The 19,029-nt window shown below is 38.7% G+C and carries 16 protein-coding genes; 9 read left to right on the forward strand and 7 right to left on the reverse strand.

The annotated features are described in order from the left end of the window. Nucleotides 1–46: 46 nt before the first annotated feature. From wecB to ACYH0O_RS10780, 4 genes are read left to right on the forward strand one after another with little or no spacing between them, the layout of a single operon-like run. Nucleotides 47–1,141, forward strand: a complete 1,095-nt coding sequence (wecB, locus tag ACYH0O_RS10765; RefSeq protein ID WP_482632213.1) for a non-hydrolyzing UDP-N-acetylglucosamine 2-epimerase — start codon at nt 47–49, stop codon at nt 1,139–1,141. Next, nucleotides 1,131–2,123: an SDR family NAD(P)-dependent oxidoreductase gene (locus ACYH0O_RS10770; RefSeq protein ID WP_149155582.1), complete on the forward strand. Its 993-nt coding sequence runs from the start codon at nt 1,131–1,133 to the stop codon at nt 2,121–2,123. Before wecB ends, ACYH0O_RS10770 begins: the two co-directional genes overlap by 11 nt. Then, the gene (locus ACYH0O_RS10775) at nt 2,120–2,941 is read left to right on the forward strand and encodes a dTDP-4-dehydrorhamnose reductase family protein (RefSeq protein WP_149155583.1); all 822 of its coding nucleotides are present in this window, start codon (nt 2,120–2,122) and stop codon (nt 2,939–2,941) included. The genes ACYH0O_RS10770 and ACYH0O_RS10775 overlap by 4 nt, the downstream gene beginning before the upstream one ends. After that, a complete protein-coding gene (locus tag ACYH0O_RS10780) occupies nt 2,938–3,819 on the forward strand; it encodes an NAD-dependent epimerase/dehydratase family protein (RefSeq protein ID WP_482632214.1) in 882 nt (293 codons plus the stop codon). Before ACYH0O_RS10775 ends, ACYH0O_RS10780 begins: the two co-directional genes overlap by 4 nt. 55 nt (nt 3,820–3,874) lie before the next feature. Here the strand turns inward: ACYH0O_RS10780 and ACYH0O_RS10785 are convergent, their stop codons facing one another. From ACYH0O_RS10785 to sat, 5 genes are all read right to left on the reverse strand, one after another. Beyond that, on the reverse strand, nt 3,875–4,756 hold the full coding sequence (locus ACYH0O_RS10785; protein ID WP_482632215.1) for a glycosyltransferase family 2 protein: 882 nt from the start codon (nt 4,754–4,756) through the stop codon (nt 3,875–3,877). 103 nt (nt 4,757–4,859) lie between these two features. Then, complete coding sequence (gene cysQ / locus ACYH0O_RS10790) at nt 4,860–5,627, reverse strand: 3'(2'),5'-bisphosphate nucleotidase CysQ (RefSeq protein WP_482632216.1); 768 nt, start codon at nt 5,625–5,627, stop codon at nt 4,860–4,862. 46 nt (nt 5,628–5,673) lie between these two features. Continuing rightward, a complete protein-coding gene (cysC, locus tag ACYH0O_RS10795; RefSeq protein WP_482632217.1) occupies nt 5,674–6,270 on the reverse strand; it encodes an adenylyl-sulfate kinase in 597 nt (198 codons plus the stop codon). A gap of 26 nt (nt 6,271–6,296) precedes the next feature. Then, complete coding sequence (locus ACYH0O_RS10800; protein WP_482632218.1) at nt 6,297–8,054, reverse strand: SLC13 family permease; 1,758 nt, start codon at nt 8,052–8,054, stop codon at nt 6,297–6,299. 29 nt (nt 8,055–8,083) lie between these two features. Further along, complete coding sequence (sat, locus tag ACYH0O_RS10805) at nt 8,084–9,232, reverse strand: sulfate adenylyltransferase (RefSeq protein WP_482632219.1); 1,149 nt, start codon at nt 9,230–9,232, stop codon at nt 8,084–8,086. Between the two features lie 400 nt (nt 9,233–9,632). On the opposite strand from sat, the gene ACYH0O_RS10810 reads away from it, so the two are divergent. Further along, nucleotides 9,633–10,838 (forward strand): hypothetical protein, encoded by a 1,206-nt coding sequence (locus ACYH0O_RS10810; RefSeq protein WP_482632220.1) that lies wholly within the window; start codon nt 9,633–9,635, stop codon nt 10,836–10,838. A 52-nt stretch (nt 10,839–10,890) separates the two neighbouring features. Here ACYH0O_RS10810 and ACYH0O_RS10815 read toward each other — a convergent pair whose 3' ends face one another. Beyond that, a complete protein-coding gene (locus tag ACYH0O_RS10815; RefSeq protein ID WP_482632221.1) occupies nt 10,891–12,246 on the reverse strand; it encodes a hypothetical protein in 1,356 nt (451 codons plus the stop codon). A 276-nt stretch (nt 12,247–12,522) separates the two neighbouring features. Between ACYH0O_RS10815 and miaB the strand changes: the two genes are divergently transcribed. The 3 genes from miaB to ACYH0O_RS10830 all read left to right on the forward strand — a co-directional run bounded on the left by miaB (nt 12,523) and on the right by ACYH0O_RS10830 (nt 15,515). Then, nucleotides 12,523–14,088: a tRNA (N6-isopentenyl adenosine(37)-C2)-methylthiotransferase MiaB gene (miaB, locus tag ACYH0O_RS10820; protein ID WP_482632222.1), complete on the forward strand. Its 1,566-nt coding sequence runs from the start codon at nt 12,523–12,525 to the stop codon at nt 14,086–14,088. A 1-nt stretch (nt 14,089) separates the two neighbouring features. Beyond that, on the forward strand, nt 14,090–14,521 hold the full coding sequence (locus tag ACYH0O_RS10825; protein WP_149155593.1) for a YlbF/YmcA family competence regulator: 432 nt from the start codon (nt 14,090–14,092) through the stop codon (nt 14,519–14,521). A gap of 457 nt (nt 14,522–14,978) precedes the next feature. Beyond that, nucleotides 14,979–15,515 (forward strand): outer spore coat protein CotE, encoded by a 537-nt coding sequence (locus ACYH0O_RS10830; RefSeq protein WP_113968133.1) that lies wholly within the window; start codon nt 14,979–14,981, stop codon nt 15,513–15,515. Between the two features lie 118 nt (nt 15,516–15,633). On the opposite strand, the gene ACYH0O_RS10835 is transcribed toward ACYH0O_RS10830, so the two are convergent. Continuing rightward, nucleotides 15,634–16,623 carry a YeiH family protein gene (locus ACYH0O_RS10835; protein ID WP_482632223.1) on the reverse strand — a complete coding sequence of 330 codons (990 nt, stop codon included), beginning with the start codon at nt 16,621–16,623 and terminating at the stop codon, nt 15,634–15,636. A 150-nt stretch (nt 16,624–16,773) separates the two neighbouring features. Between ACYH0O_RS10835 and ACYH0O_RS10840 the strand changes: the two genes are divergently transcribed. Continuing rightward, a complete protein-coding gene (locus ACYH0O_RS10840; protein WP_482632224.1) occupies nt 16,774–18,942 on the forward strand; it encodes a DNA topoisomerase III in 2,169 nt (722 codons plus the stop codon). The last annotated feature ends 87 nt before the right edge of the window (nt 18,943–19,029 follow it).

Consider the following 19,029-nt stretch of genomic DNA (forward strand, 5'->3'; position numbering starts at 1 on the left):
CCTTCTAAACATAGATATATAAGAGAAAGAAAAAGGAGAGGTGATCATGAAAATTGTAACTGTTTTGGGAACGCGGCCAGAAATCATCAGATTGAGTTTAATCATGAAGAAGTTGGATTTGCTGGCGGATGAACATATTATTGTCCATTCAGGGCAGAATTTTACCCACTCCTTAAATGGGGTCTTCTTTAAAGAACTGGGACTACGAGAGCCGGATTATCTGTTGGCAGGTAAACAACAATCACTTGGAGAACAACTTTCATCTTTATTTAAAGAGCTGGAGAAAATCTTATTGAAAGAAAAGCCGGACAAAGTACTGGTGTTGGGTGATACAAATAGCGGATTGAGCGCAATCCTTGCAGAAAGAATGATGATTCCTGTCGTCCATATGGAAGCTGGAAATCGTTGTTTTGACTTGAATGTTCCTGAAGAAAAAAACCGGAAAATTATTGATGCAGTTTCTTCCTATAATCTTGTATACACACCATACAGCAAGACCAATTTACTCAATGAGGGCATGACATCCAGTAAAATCATCATTACAGGAAACCCGATCTTCGAAGTTCTCAGTCAATATGATGTACAGATTGAAGGTAGCTCCATCCTTCATGAGTTAAAATTGGAGAAGAAAGAATACTTCCTGGCGACCATCCACCGTGCCGAAAACGTTGACAACCCGACACATTTATCTACTATCGTGAATGCACTTAACCAACTGGGTGACACTTATAAAAAGAGGATCATCCTCAGTACTCATCCTAGAACTCGATCCAAACTACATTCATCTCCTCATTTACAATTACATCCATTAATCGAGCTTCACGAACCATTCGGTTTTTTTGACTTCATTAAACTTGAGAAAAACGCGTTTTGTGTGTTGACTGACAGCGGGACCGTTCAAGAGGAATGCTGTATATTTCATATTCCGACTGTAACGGTCAGAAAGACTACGGAGCGGCCAGAAACGGTGGATTGCGGCAGCAATTTCATTTCAGGGTTAAAGGAAACGGCCATTTTAAATGGTGTAAAGGTAATGTGCTCGAAACCATCACAATGGATTTGTCCAGCCGAGTATCTTGATACAAATGTTTCTGATAAAGTGATTAATATTCTACTAGGGGGTTCAGACATTGTTTACTAATAAAACAATTCTTGTGACGGGGGGTACTGGATCATGGGGAAATGAACTGGTATCTCAACTGCTCGAAAAAGATCCAAAGGAGATTCGTATATTTTCCAGGAATGAAACGAGTCAGGTATTAATGAAACAAAAATTTGAGAATCATCCAAAGTTGACGTTCATCATTGGGGATGTAAGAGACAAAGAAGCGGTTTCGGAAGCCACTCGACGGGTCGATTACATCTTTCACCTGGCTGCTCTTAAACACGTTCCTGTCTGTGAATTCCAGCCTTTGGAGGCATTGAAAACAAACGTAATGGGCACACAGAATATTATAGATGCAGCAATTGAAAATAATGTTGAAAAGGTCATTAATATCTCTACTGATAAAGCCGCGAATCCTTCCAATTTCTATGGATTTACAAAAGCGATGGGAGAGAAATTGATCATTAATGCAAATGTAATAACGGATAAAACAAAGTTCGTCTGTGTTCGTGGAGGGAATGTATTGGGTACAAATGGAAGTGTCATACATGTATTCAAGCATGGAATCAAGACCAAATCCAAAATCGGTATTACAGATAAAAAAATGACCCGTTTTTTTCTTACGATCAAGGATGCAATTAAACTGCTTTTCAAGGCAACATTTGAAAGTCATGGAGGAGAAATCTTTGTTATGAAGATGCCAACGTGTAAAATCATCGATCTTGCTCAAGTATTAATTGATCAGTACTCTCCTGACAAGGAAGTGATTGTTGAGGAATCAGGAATCCGTCCAGGAGAGAAACTCCACGAGCTTCTCTTAACTGAATTTGAAAGTCATAATACGATAGTGTATGATAGCGAGTATTTTGTCATCCTTCCAACCATACCTATCAAGGGGTTAATGGAATATTACGAGGACTTCCCCCAAGTAGATTTAGATACGTATTCTTCCAGTGACAATATCATACAGTATGAACAGATCAAAACAATGCTGAAAGACGGGGGTTTTCTAGAATGAACATACTTGTTCTGGGGGGCCACGGAATGGCAGGTCACGTCATCGTAGAACATTTGAAACGTTGTGGCCATCACGTTTTATATACGGTTAGAAAAGAAGATAAGAAAGGTATTTTATTAGATGTAAGGGACCTGGAAAATGTAAGAAAGGTTGTGTTGGAGCATAAGGCCGAAATCATCATCAACGCAACAGGTCTTCTTAACGATTACGCCGAAGCTCATGTGAAAGAAGCCATCCAAGTGAACAGTCTTTTACCTCACTCATTGAGGGACATGGTAAATGAATACGGAGGTAAGCTGGTCCACATCAGCACAGACTGTGTTTTTTCTGGAGACAAAGGAAAGTATACTGAAAAGGACCAAAAAGATGGTTGGAACGTTTATTCCCAATCAAAATCACTTGGCGAAATCGAATCTTCCCCTCATCTGACCGTCCGTACATCCATCATAGGCCCGGAATTAAAAAAGGACGGTATAGGTCTCCTCCATTGGTTCCTTCAACAGAGAGGAAGTATAAAAGGATATAAAAATGTCTTCTGGAATGGTGTAACGACCCTTGAATTGGCAAAGGCCATACAAGCATTGATAGTGGAGAATATTTCAGGGCTATATCATTTGAGTGTCGATCAAAAGATATCCAAATTTGAGCTCCTGCTTTTATTCAAGGAAATTTTCGAGCACGATGAAGTAGATATTCTCCCTGTAGAGGAGCCAAGGCATGATAAGACTCTTATTCATACTAGAAGGGATTACAAGTTTCCGGTTAAAAGCTACAGGGAGATGCTGAATGAACTTCGAGATTGGATGAAAGAGAAATGAGTAAAGTCTTTATTACGGGTGCATCTGGTTTTACAGGAAGGCATGCATGTGAGTATTACGTTAATAAAGGGTATGAGGTCTACGGTGCAGTTCGTCACCATCAACATCCCCAGAAAAAGGTTCGGCAGGTGAACTGTGATTTGATGAATGCAGATGCTTTAAGTGATATGCTTAAATCTATTCAACCACGTTTTATTCTTCACCTTGCTGCTCAGAATCATAGTGGTCGCTCGTGGGAAGATCCGATCTCGACCATAAACACAAATGTAATAGGAACGATGAATCTTCTTGAGGCTGTAAAAAAAGCTGTGCCCCAATCGACTATTCTCATCGTTGGCTCTGTTATCGAGTATAATCCTTGTCAATCACAACATCCCAATCATCCATATGGCTTATCTAAATATATGCAAATTCTCATATCATCCAGTTGGTCAACGTTCTATGACCTGGATATACGAATAGCAAAACCTTCCAATTTGATAGGTCCAGGAAATTCAAATGGCATATGCTCTCTACTTGCCCAAAAATGTTTACATTACCGGGAAGATAAATCGAAAACTTTTCACTTTCATAATATCCTCGATCATAGGGATTTTGTAGATGTAAGAGACGCCATTGCAGCCTACGATTTAATCTTGCTTAAAGGGGAAAGGAATCATAGCTATACAGTAGCCAGAGGTGAAACCTTCACCTTTTTAAAGATTGCAAAAATGCTGAAGGAGCTGTCACAAAGCGATCTTCCATTATTTACCGACCACTTTCACCACACATCTGACATTCATTTTGAAAATACCTCTCTACGTCAATTATTCTGGAAACCCACCTTATCACTACAAGAAAGTTTGAAAGATATCCTCGAGTACTTCGAAAACCAATGAGCAGGCATCTCATTGCGACGGAAACCTTTTTGTCGTAATGAGATATTGATGTTCACTAGAAGAAAATGTTGAACTTTTTGAACAAATCTTCGATGTCGATCTTTCTTCTGCCTACATATTGAGCTCTTTTAAGTAGTACACCATCTTTGATCACTTTTTTTTCTATGGCAGCAGGCGAACCATGTATAACAAGTGTTTTCGCTTTTTTTATTCTTTGATTATCAAAATGAAGGTAAGCCATTCTTAATAAGTTATAGTATATTCCTTCATAATTAACGTTGTAAGGATGAATGGTTCTAAATAAGTGAAGAGCTGTTACCTGTGGATCGCAGTGGCAGCGATATCCAAAAAGCCATAGTTTGAGCGATATTTCCACATCTTCATGTCCCCACGTTGAAAAACCTGTTTCGAATCCGCCTATATCGTTAAACACCTTCTGAGACGTAATGATACAAGCACCTGGTAAAACGGCTGTTTCAAACAATGACTTCCGTTTCTGATGCCATTTGATTTTGAGTGAAGGGGTCAAGGATTGGCCATATCCCTTGATGGATGGATCATCAAGGGATCCTATGGCAGGGCATACAGCGTCGCTTGTCCCCTTGACGATATGATAAACCAAACGGTCAATCCAAAAATTTTCGAACGTCATATGAGCATCACAAAATGCTAAATATGGATATTTAGCTCTTGAAGCCCCCAAGTTTCTGGCATTTGCCGGACCTAATGCATTTGCACGGACATACGTCACTTTGTGTCGGTGCAAGTAATTTTCCAGAAAGCTGCAGCATTTATCTGTGGAACCATCATCCACTATGATCGCTTCAATCTCAATATTTGTCTTAACCGTAAATAATGAGTCCAAAGTCATTTTCACATTCTTACCTTCATTACGTACTGGAAAAATGATTGAGACTTTTGGAGGCTCTTTTCCCATAGTATCGCTCCTTTGCTCTGATATAGCTTAAGGTAGTGTATGGGGAAAACGATTTTTTCGTGAATGCAGAAAAAGGCTGCTTCTTTTAGCAGCCGGCAATTTTTTAAGATATGGAACAGAGGAAAGAGGGGTTAGTGAGAATTTCCTTGTTGTAGACAAGAGGATTGCCTGTCTCATATTCTACCACTTGCCCGTTTGCTTCTTCTACAATTATTTGCCCCGCAGCTGTGTCCCATTCCATTGTAGGTGCTAAGCGGGGATAATAATGAGCACTGCCTTCTGCAATCATACAGAACTTCAAGGAACTTCCAATAGAAGCAAACTCAAGCTTCCCTTCCTGTACTTGTAGACGTTCAATATATTCCTGAGTGGCTTTGGATAGATGGGACCTGGATATGAGCACTTTTTTTCTCAAAGAGGATGAGGAAATAATCAATGTTGATTTTCTATCCGCTGAAGTACCCGCATGCAATATCTTGAAAGCGCCTCTGTTTTTTTCAGCGTAATAAAGAATATCAAGAGCGGGGGCGTATATTACCCCCAATACAGGTCGATTACCTTGGATGAGAGCGATATTGACGGTGAATTCATCATTCTTCTTGATAAACTCCTTCGTTCCGTCGAGAGGGTCAATCAACCAAAATGAAGACCAGTTCTTTCTCTCTTTAAAGGGGATTGTGTCACCTTCTTCACTGAGTATGGGGATATTTTTCGAGAGCTTACATAGTTCAGTTTTTATATATTCATGGGACAACTTGTCTGCAAGAGTTATGGGTGATAAATCTGCTTTTTGATGAATGTTATACGTATCGTAATATACTTCCAAAATTCTTTTTCCTGCTTGTATCGCAATTTCTATTATGTCCTTCACTAAATTGTTTTCAACTCCTTATGAAAGAATCCTTTAAATAAGGTTTCTAAATCAAATTCTTGTTCTTTAAATACTGGACGATTTGCTCGACGGATTCTTCAATGGACTGGCATTCTGTGTCAACGATGATCTCAGGTGATTCAGGAATTTCGTAGGGTGAATCAATCCCCGTAAAGTCTTTGATTTCACCCTTTACTACTCTTTCATAAAGACCTTTAGGATCTCTTTGTATGCAGGTCTTAACGCTTGCATGAACATAAATCTCAATGAATTCTTGATGTTGTAAAAGAGATCTCACGAATGCTCTATCCTCTTTAAAGGGGGAAATGAATGCAGCTAATGTTAATACTCCTGCATCGACAAACAGTTTTGACACTTCTCCAACTCTTCTGATGTTTTCTTTACGGTCTTCTATTGAAAATGATAAGTCTTGATTTAATCCATGTCGAATATTATCACCATCAAGTCGGTAAGTGTGAATCCCGTCTTCGTGCAATGATTTTTCAACCTCGACTGAAATGGTTGACTTTCCTGAGCCGGACAATCCAGTAAACCAAAGCAATGCACTATTATGTCCGTGTAGCTGGTGTCGATTTGCTTTCACTACTTTTCCCTCATGCCATTTAATATTCTTTTTCTTCATCTTTTTACCTCCTTCGTTTCCGAAATTCATAGCCAAAAGAAATATATAAGCACTACAGTTGTGAGCATCGTAATGATATTAAGGGGTATCCCCACCTTAAGGAAATCCTTAAACTGATATCCTCCAGGACCATATACAATCAGGTTTGTTTGGTAACCGATTGGCGTTGCAAAACTAGCTGAAGCAGCAATACTCACCGTCACAGCCAATGCAATCGGATCTAAATCCATTGTTCTTGAAACTTCCAGAATAATAGGAAACATCATGACTGCAGCGGCACTGTTCGTCATCATCTCAGTAAATAGATTGGTTAGAAGATAGATTGCCAGAATAATTGCGAAGACTCCCAGAGGTCTTGAAGCCTCCATTAATAAAGTAGCAATATAAGCGGCAACACCTGAGTTTATTAATGCATATCCAATGCCAAACGAACAGGAAACCAGTAACAATACATTCCATTGGATAGCATTTTTCACCTCTTGTGCAGATACAATCTTTAATAAATATAATACTAAGGCGGTACATGCCATTCCTGTCAGCATGGATATAAATCCTAATGTAACCAATAGGATCATTGTTCCTAATAATGCGATAGAGAACCATCCTTGCTTTGATTGTTTGCGGGTGTTGATTTTATTATCAATTGGAGTTGCGTAATAAAAGTCATTTGTATGGACCTTTTTATGAAAATCAGATCCAGTAACGAGCAGCAAAATATCTCCAGGCTTTAAAATAATATCCCCAATTTTGGCTTTTAAGCGCTGATTTTGTCTATGAACAGCGATGACGGCTGCATTGTGTCTACTCCTGAAATTCGTATCTTTGATCTTTTTATATAATAAGGTTGAATGATGTGATACGACAGCCTCCACCAATTGATGAAAGGGGAAATATGAACCGTTATTACTTTGTAATTCAAGACCCTTACTGAACTGAAGCTCCGTGATGGTCGTAATGTCCCCTATGAAAATTAAACGATCATTTTCTTTAAGAATGGTTGTATTGGTGACAGGGGTAATGATTTCGTCATCACGAATGATACTGACAAGAAATAGTCCTCTTAAACTCCTTAATCTGGCCTGTTCAACAGTTTTGTGGATATATGGGAATTCTTTAAGTACTAGGATTTCACCTGTAAACTCCCTTAAGGACTCAAGGTTTGTAATGGGGCTGCTTTGCCGGACTGGCAACAAGTAAGAACTGAAAAATACAAGGTAACATAAACCAACGAGGGTTATTGGAACCCCGATCTTACTAAGTTCGAAAAAAGTGAAGCCACGAAGGTTATGATCAAGAAGCAAACCATGCACGACAAGATTCGTCGATGTTCCAATGAGTGTAATAGTACCGCCAAGAATCGTCGCATAAGAAAGAGGGATCAGGAATTTTGAAGGGGAAAGTCGATGATCTTCACACCACTTCTTAACAAGAGGGGTGAATGCAATGACAATGGGAGTATTGTTAAGAAAAGCTGATAGGAAAGAGATTGGGAAGAGAATCTTGGCAAGAATGTTTTTTCTTGAAGTTGAATGATTCAGCAACATCTGAAAAACGTGATCTACAATCCCGCTATTTTGAATACTACCAGCTATTATAAACAATAAACCTATGGTGAGCATCCCTTCATTTGAAAAGCCCCTTGTAGCTTCTTGAGGCGTAATGACACCTGTTAATACGAATAGGAGAAGAGTTGCGGGTAGAATGATTTCGGGCCGTTCCAATTCAAAGACCAGGCATGAGAGCATAACAATCATTCCAAATATTACAATATAAAATTCAATCATGATGTCGTCTCCTTGTGGTATACCTTGATCTATGAATCAGGTTTCATTTCATTAATAAGTACGTCAATCACTTCTGGTCTTGAAAATTCCTTTGGCGGCATTATCCCATCCTTTAACATTTTCCGTACTTTGGTTCCGCTCAAATGAATGTGAAATTCATCGTCATGAGGGCATGTTTTTGTAGTCGCCATCGTAGCGCACTTAATGCAATAAAATGCATGTTCAAATTTTAAAATCTCTATTCCTATCTCTTCTTTTGTAAATTCGGAGAAGATTTTCTGAGCATCAAATGTTCCATAATAATTCCCAACTCCAGCATGATCTCTTCCCACAATGAAATGCGAACAGCCGAAATTTTTCCGTACTAAACTATGGAATACAGCCTCACGAGGCCCGGCATATCTCATTGCTGCTGGAAAAGTAGATAATAGGACCCGATCTTTAGGATAATATTCATCGAGTAGTTTTTTATAGCTTTTCATTCGAATCTCTGCAGGGATATCGTCTTGCTTTGTGTCTCCGACTAAAGGGTGAATCAATAATCCATCGACATTTTCCAAGGCTGTTTTTTGAAGGTATTCATGGGCCCGGTGTATGGGGTTTCTTGTCTGGAAGGCTACGATGGTGTCCCAACCTAATTCCATATATCGTTTCCTCAATTGTTTTGGTGTTAGAAAATCCCTTCTAAAGCTATCAGGGTATTGGAGAAGCTTAACGGGTCCAGCAACATACACATCCTCTTTTGTGAAAACCTTCTGAACTCCGGGGTGAAGTTTGTCCAATGTTTTAAATACGAAAAGAGCCTCTGCTTCTTTACAGTATTCATACATTTCTTGTATATCCATCATACCGTAGACCTCTCCATCCTCTCCTTTAAGAAAAACGGTATCACCAATTGAAAGACTATCCCTTAATTGTTTAGAAATAGGGAGCGTAATAGGTAAACTCCAAACCAGTCCATTTGCCAATCGCATTTCTTTCAGCACATTCAGATAGTCTTTTTGGTTCATGAATCCCTGTAAGGGGCTGAAGGCACCTGTGGCAATCAGAACTAAATCGGAAAGCCCCCATGAATCTAACGTGATGGATGGAAGGGAAGATATTCGGGTTAATAGCTCATCACGTTCTTTCCCTTTTACTACCTGGTCAATGAGTTTACCGCCATGAGGGGTAATCATAATGAATTCTCCTTTCATAAAACATCAATTTTATTAAATATAGCTGACCAATAACATGAGCATCAACGTCCAAATGATGAAGTGTAGATCGATCACCTGACTCTTACTAGTTTATGTTAAAAATAATGAGAGGAGAGGGCTGTAGTATAAAACAAACATCAGCCTACCCCTTATAACGAAAGCATCTTTATCAGTACTGCTAGGCGTAAAGCGATACTTTTAATATTAGGATGTTGGGCCAATAGTTTCTGATTGACTTCCTCTGAAAAAGGAGCTGGATGAACCATATAATCAAGCGAATCGATATCGGCGTTTGCTACATGCGAAAGAACTAAATCATATTTCATTCTTAATTTTCATAAGATACATAGACAACTTCAATAGGGTGGTGAGCATTTACATGAAATTAAAAATCAATAATCATGATTGGGGATCAATTCCAGCCTATTCTTTATCAGCTATCCAGTTTTTTTGTGCGGAGAATAATTATCATTTCAATTGGAACAAAGAAGAACAAATAGTGGAAGTGAAAAGTTCTTTACACAGAAAAAAAGTATGGCTATCAGTGAACACATCGAATGAAAAAATAAATCATGACATAAATGAAAAAGTGAAAGAGGTATTAACGCATTATGGAGTTGATATTTCAATAGTGGAAAATACTGAATGGCTTAGTGATGGGGACCTCTTTATTGAATTAGTGTCGAGTAAAGCCAAAAGCGATAAACGGTTTGTTTCATTAGGATATAACGAAAAACTGAATTCCATCAATTTGAAAAAAAATCTCTCGAACTATAAAGATGATCTGCATTTCAATGGGTATTATTTATTACCCGAACGCCACTCAATTCCGCACCTTAGATGTTCCTTACAGTGTAAAGATGAGGAATTTTTAATTAATGAAGGCCCTTCAATTTTAACGACTTGTGTGCTGAAAACACTACTTGGGAATCAAAAACCCACATTACTCGATTTGAATGTTCTACACTTTTTAAAAACGACAGATAAGCTAGTTGAGGATACCGGCATAAACAGGGGAGAGGTGAAGAAGCCGAATAGAAATACCGAGATTAATGATAAAGAATACGAAGAAATCAAAAAGCAAAAAGCGGATCGGAAAATTCGTGAAGCCCAGGTAAAAAAGCCATCCGCTGAAATATATTTTGATTATAATTTACTACCTAATCGAAAACTGGAACGATATTCTATTAAAGCTGATTTTTTTATAAAGAATACCGGAAACGTAGACTTATTGAATCCAAAAATCTGCTTTCGAATGAACCCTCCTGATAAAATTGAAATTGGAGGACAGATCATCCCCCCTGAAATGAGTGATATTTTTTCCATTCAAGGCCAAAACGGTGCACAAGGATGGAAATATATAGGGGAAGACTGGTTGGAAAAGGCATTTGCAACTGGAGATTATTGGATTGAATCTATACAGGAATCCGTTATTCCGCCGGGTGAAAAAATTGCGGTGGAGGGATTACAATTTACGTTAGAAAATCTCGAAGAACAGGAATCTTCTACAATTTTAGGGTTTGTGTTATTTGAAGAACAAGAGCTTCAGCTCAGTTCAAACAACAAAATCATGATTACCTTTTAATTATAAAAAGTTGCCGAGGGATTTCCCAGGGCAACTTTCTTTATTTCTCACTTTATTCTCTTGAACTGTCATCGTTTTGTGTGACCATCTTATCTGCTGATGGTTTCTGACGAGGTTTAATAATATGAGTCTGACTTCGTTTTTGGTTTTCAACCATACGTTTCAGCTCAAATAAATTGTGGGTAATACTGGAATTTTGGTTGCGGATGGAATCCACTTCTTCAATAAATTGTATAAATCGCTGCTCGACTTCTTCAAATTTGTCCTTTAGTACATCATTCTGATGAATGAAGTGGAGTTCCTGCTCCTGCTCAACCGCTTCAATCCGTTCGTTCTGATGTTTCGACCGTTGATCAATATCGGCAAATTGGGTGGAAAACCACCACTCATTCTCTTCAAATTGCTTTTGATATTCGCTGATAAATGTTTTAATATATTCCATTTTTTGTTTTTCTGCTTCAACTAACTGATCCTTTGCGAACTGCAAAGAATCAAGAGTATGTTTCCTCTCAGACATTAGCTTTTCTAACTCTTCTGTTTTAGAAATAAGGTTATAGAACATTTCTTTCTTCGTTTCTTCGGAATGAGCTAATGCAGCATTTAAATCCGAAATATGCTGTTGTTGACTATGGACCTTCGTAATTAAAGATTGATTTCGTTGCAGTAATGTTTGATTTTCTTTTAGTAATGTTTCGTTTTCAGTGGATGACTTGTTATGACTTTCTTCCAGCTTGGATAAGGAAAGTGAGAGGCTATTGAGTTCATTTTCGGATTGAAGGTGCTTTTTTTCTAGTTCATTAATGGTTATAGCCTTTTCTTGAAGCAGACTTTCCTTATGGTGAAGCTGTTGACGGAGTGAATCTCTTTCTTCATCTAGCCTGGACATGGAAATGGCCAGGTTTTTCCGTTCCATCTCAGTTTGAACCAGCTTTTGTTCCAACTCTTTTATCGTTTCACCTTTTTCCAAAAGGAATTCTTCCTTGCTGATAAGCTTATCCTGAAGTATTTTCACTTCTTCTTCTAATAAGGATAAAGATACTGATAGATTTTTTCGCTCCATCTCGATTTGAAGCAGCTTTTGCTCAAATTCATGAATCTTTTCAATCTTCTCTATAAGGATATTTTCCTTGATGTGTAGTTGATGAAGAAGATCATTTACTTGATACTCAAGCTTTTCTTTCCATTCTTTAAATCTATTTCGATCCTTCATAAGTTCTTCCTCAGAAACCCGGTTTACTTCTAACTCCTCGTTTAGATGCTCTAATTGGCGAAGTTTGGAATATAAAAGTTCTTTATAATGCTGAACCTCAGCATACAGATAGCTTTCTTGTAATCTTTCAATGGTATGGTTTAGTTCATCTATTTTGGAATGGAAGTATAATTTTTCTTGGTTTTCAATGTTATACATAGGTGTCTTTATTTCATTCTTTGCTATTTGAATCTCCTCCCTGGGTATTTGTCTTACTTTACGTTATGCGCCATTTGCAAGGGGAGTTACATGGATGAAAGCCCATTTATACTGGTAAGCGGGAAGTTTCGAACAAATTTCAACACTTAAGCGCCTCTATTGTATGTAGCCTCGAAAACCTTTATACTATTATAATGTGCAAGAATGTATATCTTCTTAGATTATTTATAATAGAAGATAAGCGGTTTGGTTATAGAGGTAGAAAGGGGATTTTTCATGAACGAAGAGCAAAGAAAACATGGACAACAATCGAATTCTGTTACTCCATCGGACCAAAAATCCGAAAAGGATTACAGTAAATACTTTGAAAGTGTCTATATCCCACCATCGTTAAAAGACGCCAAAAAGCGTGGGAAGGAAGAAATTAAATATCATAATGACTTTACGATTGATGATCAATATAGAGGTTTAGGGGAAGGCAAGAAATTCTATATTCGCACGTACGGTTGTCAAATGAATGAACATGATACAGAAGTGATGGCAGGGATTTTCATGGCATTAGGCTATGAAGCGACGAATTCGACAGATGATGCAGACGTTATCCTTTTAAATACATGTGCGATTCGTGAAAATGCCGAAAATAAGGTGTTTGGAGAATTAGGGCATCTGAAGCATTTGAAACGGGAAAAACCTGAGCTATTAATCGGTGTATGCGGGTGTATGTCCCAGGAAGAATCCGTTGTAAATAAAATCCTGAAAACATATCAGCAGGTTGATATGATTTTTGGAACTCATAATATTCATCGTCTTCCTAAAATCCTTTCCGATGCTTATATGTCCAAAGCAATGGTAGTTGAAGTTTGGTCTAAAGAAGGGGACGTCATCGAGAACCTTCCGAAGGTACGCCGCGGGAACATTAAAGCATGGGTGAACATCATGTACGGGTGTGACAAGTTCTGTACGTACTGTATCGTTCCATACACACGCGGTAAGGAACGGAGCCGCCGTCCTGAAGAAATCATTCAGGAGGTACGACACCTTGCCGCCCAGGGATATCAAGAAATCACTCTTCTTGGTCAGAACGTGAATGCCTATGGTAAAGATATCGAGGATCTTGAATATGGCCTGGGAGATTTAATGGATGACCTTCGAAAAGTGGATATTCCACGTATTCGATTTACGACCAGTCACCCGAGGGATTTCGATGATCATTTAATTGAAGTCCTTGCGAAAAAAGGGAATCTGGTTGAGCATATTCATTTACCGGTTCAATCAGGATCGACAGATGTTCTAAAAATCATGGCCCGTAAGTATACACGTGAGCAATTCCTGGAATTAGTAAGGAAAATTAAAACAGCGATGCCGGACGTTGCTCTTACAACTGACATCATCGTCGGATATCCGAATGAAACCGACGAGCAATTCGAAGAAACACTTTCTTTATATCGGGAAGTTGGATTTGAATCGGCTTTTACGTACATCTATTCTCCTAGGGAAGGTACCCCTGCGGCGAAAATGAATGACAATGTACCGATGGAAGTCAAAAAAGAGCGGCTTCAACGATTAAATGCCGTTGTGAAGGAATACTCTGCTGAAGCGATGAAGAACTATAAAGGACAGATCGTCGAGGTACTGGTGGATGGAGAGAGTAAGAAAAACCCTGACATCCTCGCCGGCTATACCCGACGCAGCAAGCTTGTCAACTTCAAGGCTCCTAAAACAGCCATTGGAAAAATTGTAAAGGTTAAGATCACAGATGCTAAATCGTGGTCACTGGATGGGGAAATGGTCGAAAAAGGCCTGATTGGATCAGAATTTCAAGAACCGGTAGAGGTGAATTAATATGGCAAAGTACACAAAAGACGATATTATGAAGCGGGCAGAAGAGCTTGCAACGATGATAGCTGAAACAGAAGAAGTGGATTTCTTTAAACGCGCTGAAGCTCAGATTCACGAAAATCAAAAAGTGCGTGAAATGATCGCGAGTATTAAGAGCTTACAAAAACAAGCGGTTAACTTCCAGCACTATGGTAAGACAGAAGCGTTAAAAATGGTTGAAGAAAAGATTGAAAACCTGGAAAGGGAAATCGATGCCATTCCAGTCGTACAACAATTTAAAGAGTCTCAAACGGACGTGAATGATTTACTGCAAATTGTTGCTTCCGTTATTTCTAATAATGTGACCGATCATATCATTGAAACCACCGGGGGAGACTTACTCCGTGGTGAAACCGGATCACAAGTGAAAAACTCAACGCCTGGAAGCTGTTCTTAATAGAAGAATAGTGTAAATAGGTGCATAGTGAAAATAAAAAACGATCGCCGCTTAAAGGAATATCCCTTTCATGCGGAGATCGTTTTTTGTGTTTTGTTTGATCTTTTGCTATTGTTTCCTTTTTCGTTTTAGTTGTGCGCTCCATTATCGAAAAGTCTGGTAGGGTACTTCGGAGCTTCGTCACATCCCGGCCCGTATTTCTAAGGATATGATCCCTCTTGCGTCTTGCTTTGCTTTTTGACATGAATACATCCTCCTCTTGAAATTGTCACTTCATTGCTGAATCTTAGTTTACCATTTTTCTATGATGGCGGGTAGTGCATTCCGGAACATTCAATGGGTATTCGCATACAATACATTATCTCGCAACAATCCCATTATGCAATTAAATTTACTCGCACAAACACCTAGATAGTCGCATAAGATGAATTGAAAATGAATGAGGAGGTTCGCTCGAATGGCAGAATATAGAGAGATTATTACTAAAGCGGTCGTAGCGAAGGGACGTAAATTCACACAGTCTCATCATACGATTAGCCCGCCGCATAATCCATCGAGCATTTTAGGCTGCTGGATCATTAATCATCAGTATGAAGCACACAAAGTAGGCAAGAAGGTTGAAATTCACGGTTCATACGATATTAACGTATGGTACTCCCACAGTGACAACACAAAGACATCTGTTGTAACGGAGAGAGTACAGTATACTGACTGCATTAAGCTGAAATACCGTGATCCTGATTGCTTAGATGATATTGAAGTATGTGCTCGCGTACTGCAACAGCCGAATTGCTGCGAAGCGGTTATTTCACCAAATGGTAACAAAATCATTGTTCACGTCGAACGTGAATTCCTAGTGGAAGTTATAGGAGAAACGAAAGTATGTGTCCTTGTAAATCCTGAAGGTTGTGACGATGAAGACTGGGATTGTGACTTAGATGATGAAGAATTTGAAGAGTTAGATCCAGACTTCTTAGAAGGAGACGAAGAATAGCATTTACTAGGAAGACGGCCTCTTCCTAGTTTTTTCTTCTTCAGAGTTTAAAGGAATTTATCGCATAAGGGATGGTAAACAGTACAGGGGGCATCTCTCTAGATGCTCTTTTTTTAGTCTATAGAATAAGGATTAAACTGATGAGTGCACATGTAATAGAAGCAATTAAGCCAGTGAGGAGGGGTTTATATCCTAATTGAGTAATGTCTTTTATTCTCACTTGAAGACCTACTGCTGCCATTACCATGATGATTATAAATTTTGAAGAAATCTTAAGGTAAGATTCGAGCGTTTCAGGAATGAAACCAAATGTATGTAGTACAGAGACGGCCAAAAATAAGAATACAAACCAGGGGAATGCATTCCTGTATCGAGATTTACCTTCATTTCTCTTTCTTAAGAAAAATGGTAAACAAAACATCACAGGAATCAAGAACAATGTACGGGCAAGCTTCACCGTCGTTGCCACCTCTCCTGCTTCATCCCCAAATGCATATCCAACGGCAATTGCTGAAGATGTATCATGTACGGCTGTACCTGCCCAAATGCCAAACGATAGATCAGACATGTGGAGGATATGGCCAATGATTGGATACATAATAAAAGCAATTAAATTAAAGAAAACAATCGTCGATAAAGCATAGGCTGTTTCATTTTCTTTCGCACCAATGATTCCCTTCACAGCTGAAATAGCCGTAGCCCCGCAATTACTGGTGCCGATTCCTATCAACAAGCTTAACCGTTTGTCTATACGAAGCCATTTCCCTACGAAATACGTCGCGGTAATACCGATGGAAACCGACAAAAATATCACCCATAAAGCTTTTTGTCCAATAAGAAGGATATCATACAGGCTCAAACCGACACCAAGAAATACGATGGCCACTTTCAACAGTGTTTTCAAGGTGAATTGTATACCTGGATCGAATGATGAAGGAAGTTTGGTTGTATTCTTAAAAATTGCCCCTATAATAATCGCAAATAACAAACTGCCGATCAAAGGGTAAAGGGCACCCAATCCTTTAGATAATAAAGTGATTAATATAATGATGATCATGCCCCAAGCTTCTTTAGGAAGAAAGGAACCTTTTTGTATGTCATGCTGCAAAGTCCTATAGCTCCTTTGTGAAAAATTAACTATCTCTTAGTATAGTACAACCTCTAATGGACCTGAACTCTAAAACACTATTCATTTTATTGTATGTTAAAATAGAAAAGATATAGAAACAAAACACCTAGTATTGAAAGGATTTTTAATATGAAAAAGATTTTAGTCCTGGCAGAAAAACCTTCTGTCGGTAGAGATATTGCCAAAGTACTTCAGTGTACGGAAAAAGGTAATGGATTCTTAGAAGGAAACGACTATATCGTCACTTGGGCCCTGGGACATTTAGTCACATTAGCAGAGCCTGAAAGCTATGATGACCGCTACAAAGCATGGAAGCTTGAGGATTTACCCATGCTCCCTTCATCCCTTAATCTTGTAGTCATTAAGAAAACAGGGAAACAGTTTAGCTCAGTGAAAGCACAAATGAACCGTCCGGATGTCAAAGAAATCGTCATTGCCACTGATGCCGGCCGGGAAGGGGAGCTTGTTGCCCGCTGGATCATTGAAAAAGCCCGGGTAAATAAACCGTTGAAACGATTATGGATTTCATCTGTCACCGATAAGGCAATAAAAGACGGATTCAATAAACTGAGAGATGCTAAAAAATACGAAAACCTATATGCAGCTGCCCAAGCGAGATCTGAAGCCGATTGGTATGTGGGAATGAATGCAACCAGGGCTTTGACTACCAAGCACAATGCACAGTTATCATGTGGACGTGTCCAAACTCCTACGTTAAGCATCATTGCTCAGAGGGAAGAAGAAATCAGGAACTTTAAACCACAAACTTATTATGGCATACAGGCTACAACGGATTGCGGTACGTTTATTTGGTCAAACCGTAAAAATAAAGATACGAAAACATTTTCGAAAGAAGAAATAACAAGCGTCATGAAATTATTGAAGGACAAAAAGGAAATCACTATTCAGTCAGTAAAAAAATCACAAAAGAAAAATCACGCTCCTTCTTTATATGATTTAACAGAATTGCAAAGAGATGCACATAAAATCTTTGGCTATTCTGCTAAAGAAACACTATCCATTATGCAGAAATTGTACGAGCAGCATAAATTAGTAACTTATCCAAGAACAGATAGTAAACATTTATCCAGCGATATGGTCTCTACATTGAAGGACAGATTGAAAGCAGTGAGCGTACAACCTTATCGTAAAATGGCTCATCTAGCGTTGCAGAGTTCAAAACAACTTTCAAAAGCATATGTTGATGACCAAAAGGTGACGGATCACCATGCCATTATACCGACGGAGGAGACACCTTTCCTCCAAAGGTTACAGGACCGTGAAAGAAAGATCTATGATCTAGTCGTGAAACGCTTCTTAGCTGTGTTCTATCCTCCATATCTGTATGAACAAACGACTGTAGAAGCCTCGATTGGTACTGAAACCTTTCAGACGAAAGGAAAGCGGATTGTAGAAATCGGTTGGAAAGAAGTATATGATTTTGATTCAGAAAAAGATCAATTGCTGTTAAAAATGGAAGAAGGGGGTATGTTTGCTGTTCTGGCAATAAAAGAAACAGAAGGGCAAACCAATCCTCCCGGCCGTTTTAATGAAGGAACACTTCTATCCGCAATGGAAAACCCAAAAAAATTCATGAAAGAAAGCAACAAAGATCTACTTGACACCATACATGAAGCCGGGGGACTGGGTACAGTTGCGACAAGGGCAGATATTATTGAAAAGCTTTTTAACTCAGGAGTGATTGAACCGAAAGGAAAAGAAATTGTTATTACGTCAAAAGGAAAGCAATTATTGGAATTGGCACCTCTTGAATTACAATCCCCGAGCCTTACAGCAGAGTGGGAGCAAAAGCTTGAAAAAATCGCAAATGGATCTCTAAATAAACAAGAATTTTTAAAAGAGATTAAAGATTATACAAATAAGTCGGTTAATGAAATTAAGAACTCTACTAAGAAATTCTCTCATGATAATCTAACTGGAACGAAATGTCCTGACTGTGGAAATCTGATGCTGGAAATAAAGAATAAGCATGGTAAGAAATTGGTCTGTCAAGATCGCGAGTGCGGTCACCGGAAAAATATTAGCAAAAAAACGAATGCGCGATGCCCTAATTGCCATAAACGCTTAGATCTAAGAGGAGAAGGGGAAGGGCAGATGTTCACATGTGTGTGCGGACATAGAGAGAAACTTTCAACCTTTAATGATCGCAGAAAAAAAGAAAAGAATAGCAAAGCAACCAAAAGGGATGTAAATAAGTATTTGAAAACACAGCAGAAAGATGAGCCGGTCAACACTGCATTAGCTGACGCATTGGCTAAATTAAAACTGGATCAGTAATTTTTTTATAGGGATGACTCCCTATTTTAGGAGTCATCCCTATCTTTTTTTGAATATAATTGATAGAATATTTGTAATTATGTAAAA

It is taken from the genome of Rossellomorea sp. H136 (assembly GCF_056838065.1).

Coding starts and splice junctions, on each gene's coding strand:
- ACYH0O_RS10810 (WP_482632220.1), top strand. CDS start 9,633: ATGAAATTAAAAATCAATAATCATGATTGGGGATCAATTCCAGCCTAT.
- ACYH0O_RS10825 (WP_149155593.1), top strand. CDS start 14,090: ATGGCAAAGTACACAAAAGACGATATTATGAAGCGGGCAGAAGAGCTT.
- ACYH0O_RS10840 (WP_482632224.1), top strand. CDS start 16,774: ATGAAAAAGATTTTAGTCCTGGCAGAAAAACCTTCTGTCGGTAGAGAT.
- sat (WP_482632219.1), bottom strand. CDS start 9,232: ATGATTACCCCTCATGGCGGTAAACTCATTGACCAGGTAGTAAAAGGG.
- miaB (WP_482632222.1), top strand. CDS start 12,523: ATGAACGAAGAGCAAAGAAAACATGGACAACAATCGAATTCTGTTACT.
- ACYH0O_RS10775 (WP_149155583.1), top strand. CDS start 2,120: ATGAACATACTTGTTCTGGGGGGCCACGGAATGGCAGGTCACGTCATC.
- ACYH0O_RS10830 (WP_113968133.1), top strand. CDS start 14,979: ATGGCAGAATATAGAGAGATTATTACTAAAGCGGTCGTAGCGAAGGGA.
- ACYH0O_RS10785 (WP_482632215.1), bottom strand. CDS start 4,756: ATGGGAAAAGAGCCTCCAAAAGTCTCAATCATTTTTCCAGTACGTAAT.
- cysC (WP_482632217.1), bottom strand. CDS start 6,270: ATGAAGAAAAAGAATATTAAATGGCATGAGGGAAAAGTAGTGAAAGCA.
- wecB (WP_482632213.1), top strand. CDS start 47: ATGAAAATTGTAACTGTTTTGGGAACGCGGCCAGAAATCATCAGATTG.
- ACYH0O_RS10815 (WP_482632221.1), bottom strand. CDS start 12,246: ATGTATAACATTGAAAACCAAGAAAAATTATACTTCCATTCCAAAATA.
- ACYH0O_RS10800 (WP_482632218.1), bottom strand. CDS start 8,054: ATGATTGAATTTTATATTGTAATATTTGGAATGATTGTTATGCTCTCA.
- ACYH0O_RS10780 (WP_482632214.1), top strand. CDS start 2,938: ATGAGTAAAGTCTTTATTACGGGTGCATCTGGTTTTACAGGAAGGCAT.